The organism is Streptomyces sp. NPDC026538, from assembly GCF_055567535.1.
This window is the reverse complement of record NZ_JBVHQG010000011.1, coordinates 252,456-269,643: the sequence shown is the minus strand read 5'-3', so window position 1 is coordinate 269,643 and position 17,188 is coordinate 252,456. Positions and strand designations below refer to the sequence as shown.

General features: G+C 71.3%; 19 protein-coding genes. 16 read left to right on the top strand and 3 right to left on the bottom strand.

Features of this window, described 5'->3' with window-relative positions:
- Window positions 1–26: 26 nt before the first annotated feature.
- Complete coding sequence (gene mnmA, locus ACZ4N4_RS36370) at window positions 27–1,166, top strand: tRNA 2-thiouridine(34) synthase MnmA (protein ID WP_453386215.1); 1,140 nt, start codon at window positions 27–29, stop codon at window positions 1,164–1,166.
- Here the strand turns inward: mnmA and ACZ4N4_RS36365 are convergent.
- Complete coding sequence (locus ACZ4N4_RS36365) at window positions 1,156–1,482, bottom strand: DUF427 domain-containing protein (protein ID WP_450765856.1); 327 nt, start codon at window positions 1,480–1,482, stop codon at window positions 1,156–1,158. The genes mnmA and ACZ4N4_RS36365 overlap by 11 nt on opposite strands.
- 50 nt (window positions 1,483–1,532) lie before the next feature.
- Between ACZ4N4_RS36365 and ACZ4N4_RS36360 the strand changes: the two genes are divergently transcribed.
- From ACZ4N4_RS36360 to ACZ4N4_RS36340, 5 genes are all read left to right on the top strand, one after another.
- On the top strand, window positions 1,533–2,072 hold the full coding sequence (locus tag ACZ4N4_RS36360; RefSeq protein WP_453573337.1) for an LOG family protein: 540 nt from the start codon (window positions 1,533–1,535) through the stop codon (window positions 2,070–2,072).
- Window positions 2,073–2,088: 16 nt separating this feature from the next.
- A complete protein-coding gene (locus tag ACZ4N4_RS36355; protein WP_453573340.1) occupies window positions 2,089–2,781 on the top strand; it encodes an SDR family oxidoreductase in 693 nt (230 codons plus the stop codon).
- A gap of 128 nt (window positions 2,782–2,909) precedes the next feature.
- Complete coding sequence (locus tag ACZ4N4_RS36350; RefSeq protein WP_467596881.1) at window positions 2,910–3,911, top strand: methionine synthase; 1,002 nt, start codon at window positions 2,910–2,912, stop codon at window positions 3,909–3,911.
- A 13-nt stretch (window positions 3,912–3,924) separates the two neighbouring features.
- A complete protein-coding gene (gene ligA, locus ACZ4N4_RS36345) occupies window positions 3,925–6,120 on the top strand; it encodes an NAD-dependent DNA ligase LigA (protein ID WP_453573346.1) in 2,196 nt (731 codons plus the stop codon).
- Between the two features lie 213 nt (window positions 6,121–6,333).
- Window positions 6,334–8,565, top strand: a complete 2,232-nt coding sequence (locus ACZ4N4_RS36340; protein WP_467596878.1) for a putative bifunctional diguanylate cyclase/phosphodiesterase — start codon at window positions 6,334–6,336, stop codon at window positions 8,563–8,565.
- A gap of 167 nt (window positions 8,566–8,732) precedes the next feature.
- Here ACZ4N4_RS36340 and ACZ4N4_RS36335 read toward each other — a convergent pair whose 3' ends face one another.
- Entirely contained in the window at window positions 8,733–9,311 is a 579-nt protein-coding gene (locus tag ACZ4N4_RS36335; protein WP_467596875.1) for a TetR/AcrR family transcriptional regulator, read from the bottom strand.
- A 95-nt stretch (window positions 9,312–9,406) separates the two neighbouring features.
- On the opposite strand from ACZ4N4_RS36335, the gene ACZ4N4_RS36330 reads away from it, so the two are divergent.
- The 6 genes from ACZ4N4_RS36330 to gatB all read left to right on the top strand — a co-directional run bounded on the left by ACZ4N4_RS36330 (window position 9,407) and on the right by gatB (window position 13,990).
- Complete coding sequence (locus ACZ4N4_RS36330; RefSeq protein ID WP_450765869.1) at window positions 9,407–9,778, top strand: DUF4267 domain-containing protein; 372 nt, start codon at window positions 9,407–9,409, stop codon at window positions 9,776–9,778.
- Window positions 9,779–9,821: 43 nt separating this feature from the next.
- Window positions 9,822–10,313 (top strand): cupin domain-containing protein, encoded by a 492-nt coding sequence (locus tag ACZ4N4_RS36325; protein ID WP_351710992.1) that lies wholly within the window; start codon window positions 9,822–9,824, stop codon window positions 10,311–10,313.
- Between the two features lie 111 nt (window positions 10,314–10,424).
- A complete protein-coding gene (gene gatC / locus ACZ4N4_RS36320) occupies window positions 10,425–10,721 on the top strand; it encodes an Asp-tRNA(Asn)/Glu-tRNA(Gln) amidotransferase subunit GatC (RefSeq protein WP_018544665.1) in 297 nt (98 codons plus the stop codon).
- 6 nt (window positions 10,722–10,727) lie between these two features.
- A complete protein-coding gene (gene gatA, locus ACZ4N4_RS36315; protein ID WP_453573356.1) occupies window positions 10,728–12,221 on the top strand; it encodes an Asp-tRNA(Asn)/Glu-tRNA(Gln) amidotransferase subunit GatA in 1,494 nt (497 codons plus the stop codon).
- Complete coding sequence (locus tag ACZ4N4_RS36310; RefSeq protein WP_351739584.1) at window positions 12,218–12,460, top strand: hypothetical protein; 243 nt, start codon at window positions 12,218–12,220, stop codon at window positions 12,458–12,460. The genes gatA and ACZ4N4_RS36310 overlap by 4 nt, the downstream gene beginning before the upstream one ends.
- A 15-nt stretch (window positions 12,461–12,475) precedes the next feature.
- Window positions 12,476–13,990 carry an Asp-tRNA(Asn)/Glu-tRNA(Gln) amidotransferase subunit GatB gene (gene gatB, locus ACZ4N4_RS36305; RefSeq protein ID WP_453573359.1) on the top strand — a complete coding sequence of 505 codons (1,515 nt, stop codon included), beginning with the start codon at window positions 12,476–12,478 and terminating at the stop codon, window positions 13,988–13,990.
- Window positions 13,991–14,040: 50 nt separating this feature from the next.
- On the opposite strand, the gene ACZ4N4_RS36300 is transcribed toward gatB, so the two are convergent.
- Window positions 14,041–14,838: an SAM-dependent methyltransferase gene (locus ACZ4N4_RS36300; RefSeq protein ID WP_467596869.1), complete on the bottom strand. Its 798-nt coding sequence runs from the start codon at window positions 14,836–14,838 to the stop codon at window positions 14,041–14,043.
- A gap of 186 nt (window positions 14,839–15,024) precedes the next feature.
- Here ACZ4N4_RS36300 and ACZ4N4_RS36295 point away from each other — a divergent pair, with 186 nt between their 5' ends.
- The 4 genes from ACZ4N4_RS36295 to ACZ4N4_RS36280 all read left to right on the top strand — a co-directional run bounded on the left by ACZ4N4_RS36295 (window position 15,025) and on the right by ACZ4N4_RS36280 (window position 17,086).
- Window positions 15,025–15,348, top strand: coding sequence for a hypothetical protein (locus ACZ4N4_RS36295; RefSeq protein ID WP_453573364.1), 324 nt, complete (start codon window positions 15,025–15,027; stop codon window positions 15,346–15,348).
- Between the two features lie 99 nt (window positions 15,349–15,447).
- The gene (locus ACZ4N4_RS36290; protein WP_453573367.1) at window positions 15,448–16,023 is read left to right on the top strand and encodes a GNAT family N-acetyltransferase; all 576 of its coding nucleotides are present in this window, start codon (window positions 15,448–15,450) and stop codon (window positions 16,021–16,023) included.
- Window positions 16,024–16,058: 35 nt separating this feature from the next.
- The gene (locus ACZ4N4_RS36285; RefSeq protein WP_467596867.1) at window positions 16,059–16,697 is read left to right on the top strand and encodes a hypothetical protein; all 639 of its coding nucleotides are present in this window, start codon (window positions 16,059–16,061) and stop codon (window positions 16,695–16,697) included.
- 197 nt (window positions 16,698–16,894) lie between these two features.
- A complete protein-coding gene (locus ACZ4N4_RS36280; protein ID WP_453573373.1) occupies window positions 16,895–17,086 on the top strand; it encodes a hypothetical protein in 192 nt (63 codons plus the stop codon).
- Window positions 17,087–17,188 lie beyond the last annotated feature (102 nt).

The window sequence follows — 17,188 nt, the reverse complement described above, 5'->3', positions numbered from 1 at the left end:
CCGCGTCCCCTTACCCTGGAGGGGCTATGACTGACACCCCGCAGCGCACCCGCCCCCTCCGCGTCCTCGCCGCCATGTCGGGCGGCGTGGACTCCGCCGTCGCCGCCGCCCGTGCGGCCGAGGCGGGCCACGACGTCACCGGCGTCCATCTCGCGCTCTCCGCGAACCCCCAATCCTTCCGCACCGGCGCGCGGGGCTGTTGCACCATCGAGGACAGCCGCGACGCCCGCCGCGCCGCCGACGTCATCGGCATCCCGTTCTACGTCTGGGACCTCGCCGACCGCTTCCGCGAGGACGTCGTCGAGGACTTCGTCGCCGAGTACGAGGCGGGGCGCACCCCCAACCCGTGCCTGCGCTGCAACGAGAAGATCAAGTTCGCGGCCCTGCTCGACAAGGCCCTCGCCCTGGGCTTCGACGCCGTCTGCACCGGCCACTACGCGAAGATCGTGACGCTCCCCGACGGCTCCCGCGAGCTGCACCGGGCCTCCGACATGGCGAAGGACCAGTCGTACGTCCTCGGCGTCCTGGACGAGCAGCAGCTCGCGCACGCGCTCTTCCCGCTCGGCGACACCCTGACGACCAAGGACGAGATCCGCGCCGAGGCCGAGCGCCGGGGCCTCGCGGTGGCGAAGAAGCCCGACTCCCACGACATCTGCTTCATCGCCGACGGTGACACCCAGGGCTTCCTGGCCCGGCGGCTCGGCAAGGCCGAGGGCGACATCGTCGACGAGTCCGGCGCCAAGGTCGGCACCCACGAGGGCGCGTTCGGCTTCACCATCGGCCAGCGCAAGGGACTGCGGATCGGCACCCCGGCGGCCGACGGCAAGCCGCGCTACGTCCTCGACATCTCGCCGGTCGACAACACGGTGACGGTCGGCCCGGCCGCCGCCCTGGACGTCAGCGCGCTGACGGCGATCCGGCCCCGCTGGTGCGGCACCGCCCCCACCGGCCCGGCCCTCTACACCGCCCAGCTCCGCGCCCACGGCGGCGAGACCGAGGTCAGCGCCGAACTCGTCGACGGCGAACTGCGCGTCACGTTCACCGAGCCGGTCCGAGGCGTCGCACCCGGCCAGGCGATCGTCCTGTACGACGACACCCGGGTCGTCGGCTCGGCGACCATCGCGTCGACCGTCCGGGCGGCGGACACGGCAGCCGTCAGCCAGTGACCTCTACGTCGTAGAAGCAGAGGTGGTCCTTGATCTGGGCGACGTCGGACTTGGGGTCGGGGTAGGCCCACACCAGGTCCGGCGCGTCCGGCAGGGACCAGTAGGAGGCGGTGCCCTTGAAGGGGCACACGGTGTGCGACTCGGAGGGCGTCAGGAGATCGAGCCGGACGTCTTCGGCCGGGATGTAGTACCGCACCGGGGAGCCGGTCTCGCGCAGGACGAGGGGCCGATCGCTTTCGGCCAGAATCAGATCGCCGTGCACCACGCGCACGCGCTGGTCGCTCTTCTCGATGGTGATCGTGTGTCCAGAAGCCATACAGGGATGACAGCGGCGGGGGCCGGGTTGTTCCCGCCTACCCTGACCTCATGCGAATCTGTGTCTTCCTCTCCGCCGCCGACCTGGACGAGCGCTACACCCGGCCGGCCCGCGCCTTCGGGGAACTGATCGGCAAGGGCGGCCACACCCTCGTCTGGGGCGGCTCCGACACCGGTCTCATGAAGGTCGTCGCGGACGGCGTCCACGAAGCCGGCGGCAAGCTGGTGGGCGTCTGCGTCGAGTTCCTCGCGAACAAGGCCCGCCCCGGCGCCGACGAGATGGTGATCGCGTCCGACCTCGCGGAGCGCAAGCGGCTCCTGCTGGAGAAGGCCGACGCCGTGGTGATCATGGTCGGCGGCACCGGCACCCTGGACGAGGCCACCGAGATCCTGGAGCTGAAGAAGCACGGCCGTACGGACAAGCCGGTCGTCCTGCTGAACACCGCCGGTTTCTACGACGGCATCGAGCAGCAGTTCCACCGCATGGAGGAGGAGGGCTTCCTGCCCCGCCCCCTGGCGGAGCTGATGCACTTCGCCGCCGAACCCGCCGACGCGCTCGCCTACCTTGAGGCGAACCGGCCCGTCGACTGATGCGAGCATGGCCCCCATGGCAACTCATGTGATCACCGGTGCCGGATCCGGCATCGGCGCCGCCGTGGCCCGCCGCCTGCACGCGCGCGGGGACGACCTCGTCCTGCACGCGCGCGACGCGGGCCGCGCGAAGGAACTGGCCGCCGACTTCCCCGGTGCCCGCACGCTGGTGGGCGACCTGGCGGACCCGGACAAGCTCTCCTGGGCCTTCTCGCACCAGTCGCTCCCGGACCGGGTCGACTCGCTGCTGCACATCGCGGGCGTGGTCGACCTCGGCGAGATCGGCGAGCTGACCCCGAAGTCCTGGCGCCACCAGCTGAACGTCAACCTGGTCGCGCCGGCCGAACTGACCCGCCACTTCCTGCCCCAACTGCGCGCCGCCCGGGGCCATGTGCTGTTCGTCAACTCGGGCGCCGGCCTCAACGCCGGCGCGGGCTGGTCGGCGTACGCGGCCTCCAAGCACGGCCTGAAGGCCCTCGCCGACGCCCTCCGCCAGGAGGAACACGGCAACGGCGTCCGGGTCACCTCGGTCTACCCCGGTCGCACGGCGAGCCCGATGCAGGCCAAGGTCCACCAGCAGGAGGGCAAGGACTACGACCCGGCGCAGTGGATCGACCCGGAATCGGTCGCGACCACGATCCTGACCGCCCTGGACCTCCCGAGGGACGCGGAGATCAACGACGTGACGGTTCGACCGGGTCAGGGATAGCGCTGTCAGGGGCGCGGGGCTGTGTTCACATGCGGCTACCGCCGCGTGGGCGCGACCAGCCCCCACAGCCCGCACATCACCAACCACCGCCGCACCCCCCCGTCGGCCACCGACCCTAGGCTTCCCACGTGAACGCAACCCCCTCCTTCGGCCCCGCCACAGCCATCGGCTCGCTCCCCGGCACCGACGCCCGCGAGGCCGCCAAGGCCGCGACCGGCAGCTTCGAGGACTTCCCCTTCCTCCCCGAACTGCCCGCCCGCGGTCCCGGCGCCGACATGATCGGCCGTACCGCCGGCCTGCTCGTCGAGCTGTACGCGCGCGTGGAGCCCAGCGGCTGGCGGCTCGGTGACCGGCCGGGCCGGGACACCCGGCGGGCCGTCTCCTGGCTGGGGGAGGACCTGGACGCGCTGGAGGAGTTCACCCAGCACTACGAGGGTCCGCTCAAGGTCCAGGCGGTCGGCCCCTGGACCCTGGCCGCCGCCCTGGAGCTGCGCAACGGCGAGGCGGTCCTCTCCGACCCCGGCGCCTGCCGTGACCTGGCCGCCTCCCTCGCCGAGGGCCTGCGCCTGCACCTGGCCGAGGTCCGCCGCCGGATCCCCGGCGCCCGGCTGGTCCTGCAACTCGACGAGCCGTCCCTGACCGCCGTGCTGCGCGGTCAGGTGAGGTCGGCCAGCGGCTACCGCACCCACCGGGCCGTGGACCGCCAGCTCGTCGAGTCGACGCTGCGGGACGTCATGGGCGTCCACGCCGACGGCCCGGTGGCCGTGCACTCCTGCGCCCCCGACGTCCCCTTCGCACTGCTGCGCCGCGCCGGGGCCGCCGCCGTCTCCTTCGACTTCTCGCTCCTCACCGAGCGTGACGAGGACGCGATCGGCGAGGCCGTGGAGGGCGGTACCCGGCTGTTCGTCGGTGTCGTGCCCGGCAGGGACACGGCATTGTCAGACCCTGCCGGTAGCGTCATGGGTGTCAGGACGCTGTGGCGCCGGCTGGGGCTGCAACCAGGGCTTCTCGCGGAGGCCGTGACGGTCACCCCGGCGTGCGGGCTCGCGGGTGCTTCCCCCGCGTACGCCCGGCAGGCGCTCGCCCACTGCGTCCGGGCGGCGAGATCACTCGCGGACAACCCAGAGTAACGGGAGGAACACGGTGGCCGGCGACAAGCAGCAGGCGGAGACGGCGGTACCCGCCGAGGCACGGGAACAGCACGCGCGGACCGCCGAGCAGATCGAGGAGCACCGCTTCCGGTACTACGTGAAGGACGCTCCGGTCATCAGCGACGCGGAGTTCGACAAGCTCCTGAAATCCCTCGAGGCACTGGAGGACCAGTACCCCGAGCTGCGCACCCCGGACTCGCCGACCCAGAAGGTCGCGGGGGCGTACGCAACGGAGTTCACCGCGGTCGAGCACCGCGAGAGGATGCTGTCGCTGGACAACACGTTCAACGACGAGGACCTCGCCGCCTGGGCCGAGCGGATCCACCGGGAACTGGGCGACCAGGGGTACCACTACCTGTGCGAACTGAAGGTCGACGGCCTCGCCGTCAACCTCACCTACGAGCACGGCCGGCTCACCCGCGCGGCGACCCGCGGCGACGGCCGTACCGGCGAGGACATCACGCCCAACGTCCGGACGATCGCCGAGATCCCGGACCGGCTGCACGGCGACACGGTGCCGGACCTGGTGGAGATCCGCGGCGAGGTCTACTTCCCGATGGAGAAGTTCGCCGAGCTCAACGAACGGCTGGTCGCGGCCGGTGACAAGCCGTTCGCCAACCCGCGCAACGCGGCGGCCGGTTCGCTGCGCCAGAAGGACCCGCGGGTCACCGCCTCCCGCCCGCTGCACATGGTCGTCCACGGCATCGGCGCCCTGGCGGGCTTCGAAGGCATGACCCGGCTCTCCCAGGCCTACGACCTGCTCAAGACCTGGGGCCTGCCCACCTCCCCGCACAACCGGGTGGTCGACGACCTGGACGGCGTACGGGAGTTCATCGCCTACTACGGCGAGAACCGGCACTCCGTGGAGCACGAGATCGACGGAGTGGTCGTCAAGCTCGACGAGATCCGCCTCCAGGGGCGGCTCGGCTCCACCGCGCGGGCGCCGCGCTGGGCGATCGCCTACAAGTACGCGCCGGAAGAGGTCAACACCAAGCTCGTCGACATCAAGGTCGGCGTCGGCCGCACCGGCCGGGTCACGCCGTACGCGCAGGTCGAGCCGGTCACGGTGGCGGGCAGCGAGGTGGAGTTCGCGACCCTGCACAACCAGGAGGTCGTCAAGGCCAAGGGCGTGCTGATCGGCGACACCGTGGTGCTGCGCAAGGCCGGTGACGTGATCCCGGAGATCCTCGGCCCGGTCGTCGACCTGAGGGACGGCAGCGAGCGGGAGTTCGTGATGCCGGCCGAGTGCCCGGAGTGCGGGACACCACTGCGGGCCATGAAGGAGGGCGACATCGACCTCCGCTGCCCCAACGCCCGGGCCTGCCCCGCCCAGTTGCGAGAGCGCGTCTCCTACCTTGCGGGCCGCGAGTGCCTGGACATCGATCACTTCGGCTCGGTGGCCGCGGCCGCCCTCACCCGGCCGCTGGAGCCGGCCGACCCGCCGCTGACCGACGAGGGCGACCTCTTCGACCTCACCGTCGAGAAACTGCTGCCCATCAAGGCCTACGTCCTGGACCAGGACAGCGGGCTGCCCAAGCGCGACCCCAAGACCGGCGAGGAGAAGGTCGTCACGGTCTTCGCCAACCAGAAGGGCGAGCCCAAGAAGAACACCCTCGCCCTGCTCCAGAAGATCGAGGAGGCGAAGACCCGCCCGCTCGCCCGCTTCCTCAACGGCCTGTCCATCCGGCACGTCGGACCCGTCGCCGCGCAGGCGCTGGCCCGCGAGTTCCGCTCCATCGAGCGCATCGAGCAGGCCGGCGAGGAGGAGCTGTCGAACATCGACGGCGTCGGCGGGATCATCGCGACGGCGCTCAAGGAGTGGTTCGCCGAGGAGTGGCACCGCGAGATCATCCGAAAGTGGAAGAACGCTGGAGTCCCACTGGAGGACGAGTCGACCGGCGAGGACGAGGGACCGCGCCCGCTGGAAGGGCTCACCGTCGTGGTGACCGGAACCCTGGAGCACTTCACCCGGGACGGCGCCAAGGACGCCCTGCAGAGTCGCGGAGCCAAGGTGACCGGCTCGGTATCGAAGAAGACGTCGTTCGTGGTCGTGGGTGACAACCCCGGATCGAAGTACGACAAGGCGATGCAGGTGAAGGTTCCCGTTCTGAACGAGGACGGATTTGTCGTCCTTTTGGAGCAGGGACCGGACGCGGCGGCCGAAGTCGCCCTTCCGACCGGGGAGTAGCGGTTGAAGGCCACCCGTTCGGCGCATACCAGATGCATACGGGTGGCCAGGGCGCAATCGGGCAACCGTAGACGACCGCTGCCCGTGGAAGCCTTCTGCGGCCTACTGTTGAGGCGTGCGCCTGCCGTGCCCAGCTGCGGTTGGGGCATTCCCGTGCTCCGGCAGGGCACGGACCGCATGGCGTGGGCACCGCCGGCTGTGAGAGGGACGGGAATGGAACCGACCGAGAGCGCCGCCCCGGAAGCGCGGCTGACGCTGCGCCGCCGGGCGAGCGTGTGGCGGGGGACTCGGTGGACGGTACGGGGTGATCGGCACGTCGGCATGCCGGGGTTGAGCGCCTCCGTCGACGCGCGCGACCCGCTGCCACTGGCCGCCGTCGAGCCGCCGCCCGACCTGCCCGGCCACGAGCACGAACGGCACCTGTCCTGGCCCGCGCTGCCCGCCGCAGTCGTCGCGGCCGCCGCGTTCGTCCTCGGCGCCGGCTTCTACCGCGCCTTCACCGACAACCACGCCCTCTTCCCGTCCGGCACGGTCGGCTGGTCGCTGGCCGTACTCACCGGCATCATCGTCGGCCACCTGGTGCTGCTCGGCCGCGCCCGCTGGTGGGGCGGCACCGGCTCCGGCGCCGCCCTCACCCTCGCCGTGCTCCTGCTCTACGGCTGGGTGCCGGCCGGCATGGTCAGCCTCACCGTCGTCGTCCTGGTCGGGATAGCCAGGCGCCACCGCTGGCGGCAGGGCGTCCTGCACGGTGCGGTGGACATCCTCGGCATCGGTGCCGGCGCGCTGGTGCTCGGCGTGTTCGGGCGGGTGCCGACCGTCGAGTCGCCCTGGAACCCCGGCACCTGGAGCGTCGCCACCGCCCCCGAGGTCGTCCTCGTCGCGGTGGCGTATCTCGCGGTCACCCGCGCCCTGCTCTGGTACCTGCACGCACCGCGCGGCGGCGGACTGCCCACCGTCGCCCGCACCGCCCTGATGCGCCAGGGCCTGGTCGCCGTCGCACTGCTCGGCATCGCTCCGCTGATCTGCGTGGTCGCCGTCGCCCAGCCGCTGCTGCTCCCGCTGTTCTCCATCCCGCTGGTCGCCCTCGACTCCACCCTGTGGATAGCCCGGGCCCGCGCGGAGGAGCAGCTGCGCGACCCGCTGACCGGACTGCCCAACCGGCAGTGGCTGCTTGAGCGGATCTGGACCGCCCTCGACGACGCCGAACGCATCGGCGCCCGCTCCGCCCTGATGCTGATCGACCTCGACCGGTTCCGTTCGGTCAATGACACGCTCGGTCATCTCGCCGGTGACCGGCTGCTGCTGCAGATAGCCGACCGGCTGCGGGCCGCGCTGCCGCGCGGTGCGGAGGCGGCCCGGCTCGGCGGCGACGAGTTCGCGGTGTTACTGCCCGTCGCCGACTCCACGACGTCCGCGACCCGCGTCGCCCGCGGCCTGGTCTCGGCCCTCTCCTCCCCGCTCGACCTCGACGGACTCACCCTGGTCCTGGAGGCCAGCGCGGGCGTCGCCGTCTTCCCCGACCACGCGCTGGACGCGGAGGGGATGCTGCGCCGGGCGGACGTGGCGATGTACCAGGCGAAGCGTGACCGTACGGGCGTCGAGGTGTACGAGTCCAAGCGGGACTCCAACACCCCGGACCGGCTGGGGCTGCTGGGCGATCTGCGCCGCGCCCTGGACGCCCACGAGGTGCAGTTGCACTACCAGCCGAAGGTGCGCTTCGACGGGCAGGTGGCCGGTCTTGAGGCGCTGGTGCGGTGGGTGCACCCGGAGCGCGGCAAGGTACCGCCGGACGAGTTCATAGCGATCGCCGAGTCCTCGGGCCTGATGCCCCACCTGACGGAGTACGTCCTGGAGACCGCGCTCGGCCAGGTCGCCCGGTGGCGGGCACAGGGGCTGCGGGTACCGGTGGCGGTGAACGTGTCGCCGCGTGACGTCCACACCCCCGGCTTCGCGGGCTCGGTGGCGGCGCGGCTGGCCCGGCACGGGGTCCCGGCGGGGGCGCTCCAGCTGGAGATAACCGAGCATGTGCTCCTGGAGGACCCGCAGCGGGCCGCCGACACCCTCGCCGGGCTGACCGGGCACGGCGTGAAGATGTCGCTGGACGACTTCGGCACGGGCTACTCGTCGTTGGTGCACCTGCGGCGGCTGCCGGTGAGCGAGCTGAAGATCGACCGGTCCTTCGTGGCCCGGCTGGCCGTGGACAACGAGGACGCGGAGATCGTGCGCTGCACGGTCGACCTCGCGCATTCGCTGGGGCTGCTGGTCGTCGCGGAGGGCGTGGAGGACGACGAGACGTGGGAGCGGCTGCGGGACCTCGGGTGTGACGCCGTGCAGGGGTGGCTGGTCGCCGCGGCGATGCCGCCGGAGGAGACGACGGCGTGGCTGTTGGCGCGGGGGTCGCGGGGCTGGCAGCGTCCGCGCGCTGCGTTGCCGGCGGCCGAGTAGATCTCCGGCCGCCCGCCCGTTCACCCTTCGTGGAGAGGCCGGCGTCTGCCGTGGGGGTGGGGCGCCGTGGCCGGGTACGGGACGTCCGTGGTTGCTCGCTCAGTTCCCCGCGCCCCCGCGGGGCGCGGAATCTGCGCGGCGCTGAAGGCCTGCTGGGCGCTGAAGGCCTACGGGGCGCTGAAATGGCCGATCAGCAGTGCCAGCCTCGTCTCGTGGGCGCTCTCCGGCAGGCGGCCGCTGCGCATCAGGGTCACCAGGCCGTGCAGGGCTGCCCAGAACGTCTCCGTCAGGAGGGCGGGGTCGTCGCCGGCCATGGCGATCGGCTCCACCGCAAGCAGCAGCTCGGCGAACGCGGCCTGCAGCGCCTCCGGGGCCTCCGGGGTCGCGAACGGAAGGTCCACCGTGTGCGTGAATATCACGTCGTACAGCGCGGGGCGTCGGCGGGCGAACGACGTGTACGTCTCCGCCACCGCCGCCAGTGACTGCCTCGTGCCCTTCGCCGCCGTGCGTGCCGCCCGTAGTTCCGTCGCCATTTCCGCGCAGCCCTGGACCGCCACCGCCGCCATGATCGCGTCCTTGCCCTTGAAGTGGCTGTAGAGGACCGGCTGGCTGTACTCGATCTCGGCGGCCAGGCGCCGGGTCGTCACCGCGTCCCAGCCCTCCGCCTCCGCGAGTTCCCGTGCGGCCGTGACGATCAGCTGCTCCCGCTCTGCCCGCTCGCGCTCCCGGCGCGTCTGAATCGACATGCCAGCGATTCTAGCACCGCTAGCCAATCTGCCGACGCTCTGCTAGCTTTGCTTTCAGTCCTAGCGCTGCTAGAAAAACCACCAAGGGGGCCGTCATGACCATCACCGCCTACACGCTCGCCGCCGTACTCGACCTGTTCATCCTCTTCATCGGGGCCAGGTTCCTGCTCCAGCCCAAGGCGTCCGCCGCCGGCTACGGCGTCCCCGCCGACCCGAACGGCGACGCCTCCGCCTACCTCGCGATCAAGGGCCTCCGGGACGGCTCCTTCGGCGTCGTCGGCTTCGCCCTGCTCGCGTTCGCCGGCGCCCGTGCCGAGGCCTGGTTCATGCTCTGTGTGGCACTCGTGCCGCTCTTCGACACGGTGATAGTGCTGCGCCATGGCGGGACCAAGGCGGTCGCGTACGGGATCCACTTCGCCACCGCGATCGTTGTGCTGATCAGCGCGGTGCTGCTGTTCCTCGTCTGATCGGCTCGCTTGAACGACACGTCTATCAACAGGGGGTTCGGGAATGTCGTTGTTCGTACCGAAGTTCGATGAGTCCGTGATCGTGCGGGAGGCCGACGCCGAGGTGGTCGGCGGTGATCCGACCCGGGTCCGGCTGCTCGCCGACAGCAGCGCCACCGGCGGCGCGCTCTCCACCGTCCGCGTCACGCTGGGGGAGGGCGCCGACGGCGCCGTGCCGCATCTGCACCGCAACTCCGCCGAGATGTTCTACCTGCTCGACGGCGCCGCCGACCTGCTCTCCGGCGAGGACGTCGTCACCGCCGAACGCGGCGACCTGGTCGTCATCCCGCCCGGCGCGCCGCACGCCTTCGCCGCCGTCCCCGGCAGCACCGCGGACATCCTGATCGTCATCACCCCGGGCGTGGAGCGCTTCGAGTACTTCCGCCACCTCCAGCGCCTGCGGCTGGGCGAGGCCACCCTGGAGAGCCTCCTGGAGGTGCAGGAGCTGTACGACAACCACTACCTGAAGAGCGTGGCCTGGGAGCAGCGTCACTGAGCCGGTGAGCCGCCGCGGTTCGGGGGTCCGGGGAAACCGTTGCACGGTCACCGGGCCCCGCCCCATAGGATTGGCTCCAAACCACACACACTCACCCCAGAGGAACGCTGCATGCCTGGCATCACGCGCGAGGAGGTCGCCCACCTCGCCCGGCTGGCGCGTCTGGAGCTGAAGCCCGAAGAACTCGACCACTTCGCGGGACAGCTCGACGACATCATCGGCGCGGTCGCCCGCGTCAGCGAGGTCGCCGACCAAGACGTACCGCCGACCTCACACCCGCTGCCGCTGACGAACGTCATGCGCGCGGACGAGGTCCGTCCCTCGCTCACCCCCGCGCAGGCGCTCTCCGGCGCCCCGGCCCAGGAGCAGCAGCGTTTCAAGGTGCCGCAGATCCTGGGGGAGGACTAGACACTCATGACGGACATCATCAGGCTCACCGCCGCCGAGACCGCCGCGAAGATCGCCTCCGGCGAGCTCACCGCGGTCCAGGTCACCGAGGCCCACCTGGCCCGGATCGAGGCCGTCGACGAGAAGGTGCACGCCTTCCTGCACGTCGACCGCGAGGGCGCCCTCGCCCAGGCGCGCGCCGTCGACGAGAAGAAGGCCAGGGGCGAGAAGCTCGGCCCGCTCGCCGGCGTCCCGCTCGCGCTCAAGGACATCTTCACCACCGAGGGCGTTCCGACGACCGTCGGCTCGAAGATCCTGGAAGGCTGGATCCCGCCGTACGACGCCACCCTCACCAAGCGGCTGAAGGCCGCTGACGTGGTCATCCTCGGCAAGACCAACATGGACGAGTTCGCCATGGGGTCCTCCACCGAGAACAGCGCCTACGGGCCGACCGGCAATCCCTGGGACCTCACCAAGATCCCCGGCGGCTCCGGCGGCGGCTCCTCCGCCGCCCTCGCCTCCTTCCAGGCGCCGCTCGCCATCGGCACCGACACCGGCGGCTCCATCCGCCAGCCGGCCTCCGTCACCGGCACCGTCGGTGTGAAGCCGACGTACGGGGCGGTCTCGCGGTACGGCATGGTCGCGTTCTCCAGCTCGCTGGACCAGGGCGGCCCGTGCGCCCGTACGGTCCTGGACGCCGCCCTGCTCCACGAGGTCATCGCCGGGCACGACCCGATGGACTCCACCTCCATCGACGCGCCCGTCCCGCCGGTCGTCGAGGCCGCCCGCAACGGCAGCGTCGAGGGCATGCGCGTCGGTGTCGTCAAGCAGTTCCGCGGCGAGGGCTACCAGCCCGGTGTCATCCAGCGCTTCGACGAGTCCGTCGAGCTGCTGAAGGAACTGGGCGCCGAGATCGTCGAGCTGGACTGCCCCTCCTTCGACCTGGCGCTCTCCGCGTACTACCTGATCGCGCCCTCCGAGTGCTCCTCCAACCTCGCCCGCTTCGACGGCCTGCGCTACGGCCTGCGGACCGGCGACGACGGCACGCACTCCGCCGAGGAGGTCACCTCCCTCACCCGTGAGGCGGGCTTCGGCCCGGAGGTCAAGCGCCGCATCATGCTCGGCACCTACGCGCTGAGCAGCGGGTACTACGACGCGTACTACGGCTCCGCGCAGAAGGTCCGCACGCTCATCACGCGTGACTTCGAGAAGGCCTTCGAGCAGGTCGACGTGATCGTGTCGCCCACGACCCCGACCACCGCCTTCGCGATCGGCGAGCGCGCCGACGACCCGATGGCGATGTACCTGGCCGACCTGTGCACCATCCCGACCAACCTGGCGGGCAACGCGGCCATGTCGCTGCCCTGCGGTCTCGCCCCGGAGGACAACCTCCCGGTGGGCCTGCAGATCATCGCGCCGGCGCTGAAGGACGACCGCCTTTACAAGGTCGGAGCCGCTGTCGAGGCCGCCTTCGTGGAAAAGTGGGGGCACCCGCTCCTTGAGGAGGCACCGTCGCTGTGAGCAACGCACTGTCCAAGGCCAAGGGCTTCAAGAAGTCGAAGTCCGGTACCTACCTGTCGATGGCCACCACCGTGTTCGGCGCGGTCGGTGTCGCCAAGCAGATCAAGAAGGCCCGCGCCGAGCACGACACACTGCGGCTGATCGACGCCACCGTGTCCGCCGTCGCGATCGTCACCGGCCTCGCCATCCTCTACCGCGAGCTGAAGCGGCTGGGCGACGACGACGTCCTGCTGGGCTGAGAGGGAAGTTTCACCGTGACCACCACGACCGACCTGGTGTCGTACGAGGACGCGCTGGCGTCGTACGACCCCGTCATGGGCCTTGAGGTCCATGTCGAACTCGGCACCAAGACCAAGATGTTCTGCGGCTGTTCGACCGAGCTGGGCGCCGAGCCCAACTCGCAGACCTGCCCGACCTGCCTCGGCATGCCCGGCGCGCTCCCGGTCGTCAACGCGATCGGCATCGAGTCGGCCATCAAGATCGGTCTCGCGCTCAACTGCGAGATCGCCGAGTGGTGCCGCTTCGCCCGGAAGAACTACTTCTATCCGGACATGCCGAAGAACTTCCAGACCTCCCAGTACGACGAGCCGATCGCCTTCAACGGCTACCTCGACGTGCAGCTGGAGGACGGCGAGACCTTCCGCGTGCAGATCGAGCGTGCCCACATGGAGGAGGACACCGGCAAGTCCACCCACGTGGGCGGCGCGACCGGCCGTATCCACGGCGCCTCGCACTCGCTGCTCGACTACAACCGCGCGGGCATCCCGCTCATCGAGATCGTCACCAAGCCGATCGAGGGCGCCGGCGAGCGTGCTCCCGAGGTCGCGCGGGCGTACGTCCGTGAGCTGCGCGAGGTCATCAAGGCGCTCGGCGTCTCGGAAGCCCGCATGGAGATGGGCCAGATGCGCTGCGACGTGAACCTGTCGCTGCGCCCGAACGGCACCGAGAAGTTCGGCACCCGCTCCGAGACGAAGAACGTCAACTCGCTGCGGTCCGTGGAGCGCGCGGCCCGCTTCGAGATCATGCGGCACGCGGCGGTGCTGTCGTCCGGCGGCACGATCATCCAGGAGACCCGGCACTTCCACGAGGACACCGGGTCCACGACCTCGGGCCGCGTGAAGGAGGAGGCCGAGGACTACCGGTACTTCCCGGAGCCGGACCTCGTCCCGGTCGCCCCGTCCCGCGAGTGGGTCGAGGAGATCCGCGCCGCGCTGCCGGAGATGCCGCTGGCCCGCCGCAACCGGCTGCTCACCGAGTGGGGCATCTCCGCGGTGGAGATGCAGGCGATCATCAACGCCGCCGCGCTGGACCTGATCGTCGCCACCATCGACGCCGGATCCGACGCGGCCTCCGCCCGCAAGTGGTGGATGGGCGAACTGGCGCGCAGCGCCAACGAGTCGGGCAGGGCACTGGACGAGCTGGCGATCACCCCGGAGCAGGTCGCCCGGGTCACCGCGCTGGTCAACTCCGGTGACCTCAACGACAAGCTGGCCCGCCAGGTCATCGAGGGCGTCCTCGCGGGCGAGGGCACCCCGGACGAGGTCGTCGACAAGCGCGGTCTGAAGGTCGTCTCCGACGACTCGGCGCTCGGTACGGCGGTCGACGAGGCCATCGCCGGGAACCCGGGCATCGCCGACAAGATCCGCGGCGGCAAGGTGGCCGCGGCCGGCGCTCTGGTCGGCGCGGTCATGAAGGCGACCCGCGGCCAGGCCGACGCGGCCCGCGTCAAGGAGCTGATCCTGGAGCGGCTGGGCGTCAGCGAGGGCTGAGCAGCAGTGCGCGGTACGGCCCCGGAGGCGATGCCTCCGGGGCCGTACGGCTATCTGCGGCGCGCGACCACGCGGACGAATCCCAGGGCGCGGCCCTCGTCGGCGCGGAGCATCTCGGCGACGTGGCGGGCCATCGTGCGGTGGAACTCCTCAGGGCTCTCCTCGGCGACCACCTCGCACCACAGCAGCCAGTCCCGCCAGCCGTCCGGCTGCCAGTCGGCGGTCTCGACCTCGACGGCGCCGCTGCGGGTCCAGTGCCGGCGCCACCAGCCGGGCGAGTGGAAGCACCAGTAGTCGGGCTCCCACCAGGGCCTGAGGTGCTCGGGCGGTTCGACCCCCGCGGGCTCCTCCCGCAGCGCCGGGACGACCACGCCGATCCGGCCGCCGGGCCGCAACAGGCGGGCGACGGTCGGGAGATAGAGGTCGTCGGTGCCGAAGTACTGGTAGGCGTCGATGCTCACGATCGCGTCGAAGCCGCCTTCGGCGAACGGCAGGTCGTGCGCCTCGGCGTGCACGGGCTGCACCCGGTCGGCGAACCCGGCCTCCGTGATGCGCCGGGCGTTGTCGTCGGCCTTGATCCAGAGGTCGGCGGCGGTGACCTGGGCATGGAACTCCCGGGCCAGGAAGACCGACGTCATCGCCCGGCCGCAGCCGAGGTCCAGCACACGCGCGCAGGGGCGCAGGGCGTCCAGACCGAGGGCGGGGGCCAGCCATTCCAGCAGCCACAGGGCGTTCGGCCCCATCTGGTTGTCGACCACCCAGCGGGGGTCGTAGGCGTTGCTGAGCGGGTAACGGGGGTGGGTCAGGCGGTCAGTGAGGCGGTCGCCCCCGGTCCTGGTGTCGGACATGGGTGAACGGGCTCCTTGTGATCTTCGTAGTGGAAGGCGATGCGTAGGAGCTCATTCGGACCGGCAAACAATGCACCCGCTTCGGTCGTCGGCGAGGGGCCGCTCAAGGCTGACCAGCGGAAGCTAGCAGTTGTCGACATCGTTCGCAGCTGGTTTCCTCAGGTGCGGGCACTACGCTCGCCCGCCATGACCGGACACCCGGAATCCGACACCGAACCGGAGACGACCGAGGTGGAGGCCGCGGACGACGACGAGGATCCCTACGAGGACGCCCGTCGGGCCCGCTGGACCGCCACCGCCACCGGGGCCCTGCTGACCCTGATGGGCCTGACCGCCTCGCTGATGAGACTGGGCGGCGGCGTGCCCGCGCTGGTGCCGACCGCCTATGCGGGGGGCTCCGCCGTGTGTGTGGCCGCGGGGGTGCTCGGGGCCCGGGGCCGCACCCGCAGAGCCCTGTGGCTGATGATCCTGGGGGTCATGGTCATGGCTCTCGGCGACCAGTTCGACTGACGTTGCCGCCCCGGATCGGCATCGAGCCGCAGGAGTGCCGCGCCGCGCATGAGAGGCTCGACGTGCCGGCCGGAGACGTGGTGGAACTGGAGAAGCACGATGTACGCGATATCCCTGGGTGACGACGGCGCCGAACTGCGTCCGCTGGAACCCTGGCATGCCGAGGAGTTCCTGGCCCACCTGGAACGCGGGCGGGAGTTCATCGGACAGTTCATCTCCTTCGGCTCCAGGGAGACGGACGTGCCCTCCGCGCGGGCGATGCTCCAGCGGTACGCCGACCTGCGCGCCGCCGACACCGGTTCCCTGCACGGCCTGTGGCTCGAGGGCACGCTCGTCGGCGGGGTGCTCTTCCTGAACTTCGACGCGGAGACCGGGAACTGCGAGGTCGGCTGCTGGCTGGAGCCGGCCGGCACCGGACGCGGACTCGTCACGCGCGCGATGCGGGTACTGATCGACTTCGCGGTCGAGCAGCGCGGCATCCACCGGATCGAGTGGGTCGCCGCCTCGGGCAACGAGCCCAGCCTGAACGTGGCCCGGCGGCTGGGGATGACCCGCGATGGCGTACGCCGCCAGGCGCACCCCTATGGTGGCCTACGGCACGACCTGGAGGTGTGGTCGATCCTCGCCCCGGAGTGGCGTGAAGCACGCGCGCGTGCCGTACAGAACGATCATTAAGACGCCTCTCAGACAGGATCCGTACGGTGCCGGACATGGGAACCAAGACAGTTGACGAGACCGGTGCCGAGACGGGCGCCGAGGCCACGACCGACGAGGAGAAGGTGAGCGTCACCAAGAGCGCCGACGACGTGACGGAGCCCGCGACCGGGGCCGAGCCGGAGGCGGCGGCCGCCGGGGCCGAGGCCGCCGACGGCACGGACGCCGACCTCGACGCGGAGGACCTGGAGGACGACGCCGACCTTGCCGCAGGCCTGGCCGAGGACGAGGCCGAGGGCCCGTCCGGGGTCGGCCAGGGCGCCGCCGCCGTCGTCTCCGTCGTGCTCGGCCTGGTCTCCCTCACCGGTGGCTGGATCGGTACGGTGGCCGCCGCCCGCGAGACCCTCATCGGCCAGCTCCAGACCTCGTCGAGCGCGAGCGTCGCCAAGCAGGTCAAGGAGGTCTACGGCGATGCCTGGCAGACCACCGCGCTGTGGGCCGGCGCGTTCGCGCTGGTGGCCCTGATCACCGGCGTCGTGGTGCTCGCCCGGCCCGCCTTCGGTGCCCCCGGCAGGCCGCAGGCGCCGTGGATCAAGTCGGTCGCCTGGGCGGGTGTCGCGCTCGGCGTCATCGGCCTGCTGCTGGCCGTCCTCAAGTACTCCGACGCGCTCCTCGGACTGCCCTCGACCAGCTGAGACAGCCCAGGTCGGAAGGGGCCTTAGGACGTCCGTAAGCACCTTACGGACGGCCTGAGGCCCCTTATGCGTGTCCGGGGCCCGGTGGCCGTCCGAAGATGCGGAACTCTCCCGATGTGGCACACCCCCCTGGGAGACGAAGGTGGAGGCATCGCGAGAAGCGAAGCCCAACCACCGTCTCTCACAAGGGGAACACCATGTTCGAGTTCGAGCTCCACCAGGTCCGTGCCGCCGAACTGCACCGCCAGGCCGCCGACGCCCGCCTGGCCCGCGAGGCCGTCCGCTCCCGCCGGGCCGCCCGCCGCGAGCAGGCAGCCCGCCAGGCCGCCGTGCCGGAGGAGGTCCATACCGTCCGCCGCGGCCGACGCGGGCTCCCGGGCACGGTGTGAACAGGGGGCCGGGCGGCACCGACCCCCGCCCGGCGGCCGGGGACACGGCGGCCGGGGACACGGAGACCGGTGGCCGTACGGGGGTCGGCCACCGGTCTGCGG

What these genes read in the sequence shown, in the direction of transcription:
- mnmA (WP_453386215.1), top strand. Translation starts at nt 27, where the DNA reads ATGACTGACACCCCGCAGCGCACCCGCCCCCTCCGCGTCCTCGCCGCC.
- ACZ4N4_RS36365 (WP_450765856.1), bottom strand. Translation starts at nt 1,482, where the DNA reads ATGGCTTCTGGACACACGATCACCATCGAGAAGAGCGACCAGCGCGTG.
- ACZ4N4_RS36360 (WP_453573337.1), top strand. Translation starts at nt 1,533, where the DNA reads ATGCGAATCTGTGTCTTCCTCTCCGCCGCCGACCTGGACGAGCGCTAC.
- ACZ4N4_RS36355 (WP_453573340.1), top strand. Translation starts at nt 2,089, where the DNA reads ATGGCAACTCATGTGATCACCGGTGCCGGATCCGGCATCGGCGCCGCC.
- ACZ4N4_RS36340 (WP_467596878.1), top strand. Translation starts at nt 6,334, where the DNA reads ATGGAACCGACCGAGAGCGCCGCCCCGGAAGCGCGGCTGACGCTGCGC.
- ACZ4N4_RS36335 (WP_467596875.1), bottom strand. Translation starts at nt 9,311, where the DNA reads ATGTCGATTCAGACGCGCCGGGAGCGCGAGCGGGCAGAGCGGGAGCAG.
- ACZ4N4_RS36330 (WP_450765869.1), top strand. Translation starts at nt 9,407, where the DNA reads ATGACCATCACCGCCTACACGCTCGCCGCCGTACTCGACCTGTTCATC.
- ACZ4N4_RS36325 (WP_351710992.1), top strand. Translation starts at nt 9,822, where the DNA reads ATGTCGTTGTTCGTACCGAAGTTCGATGAGTCCGTGATCGTGCGGGAG.
- gatC (WP_018544665.1), top strand. Translation starts at nt 10,425, where the DNA reads ATGCCTGGCATCACGCGCGAGGAGGTCGCCCACCTCGCCCGGCTGGCG.
- gatA (WP_453573356.1), top strand. Translation starts at nt 10,728, where the DNA reads ATGACGGACATCATCAGGCTCACCGCCGCCGAGACCGCCGCGAAGATC.
- ACZ4N4_RS36300 (WP_467596869.1), bottom strand. Translation starts at nt 14,838, where the DNA reads ATGTCCGACACCAGGACCGGGGGCGACCGCCTCACTGACCGCCTGACC.
- ACZ4N4_RS36295 (WP_453573364.1), top strand. Translation starts at nt 15,025, where the DNA reads ATGACCGGACACCCGGAATCCGACACCGAACCGGAGACGACCGAGGTG.
- ACZ4N4_RS36290 (WP_453573367.1), top strand. Translation starts at nt 15,448, where the DNA reads ATGTACGCGATATCCCTGGGTGACGACGGCGCCGAACTGCGTCCGCTG.
- ACZ4N4_RS36285 (WP_467596867.1), top strand. Translation starts at nt 16,059, where the DNA reads ATGGGAACCAAGACAGTTGACGAGACCGGTGCCGAGACGGGCGCCGAG.
- ACZ4N4_RS36280 (WP_453573373.1), top strand. Translation starts at nt 16,895, where the DNA reads ATGTTCGAGTTCGAGCTCCACCAGGTCCGTGCCGCCGAACTGCACCGC.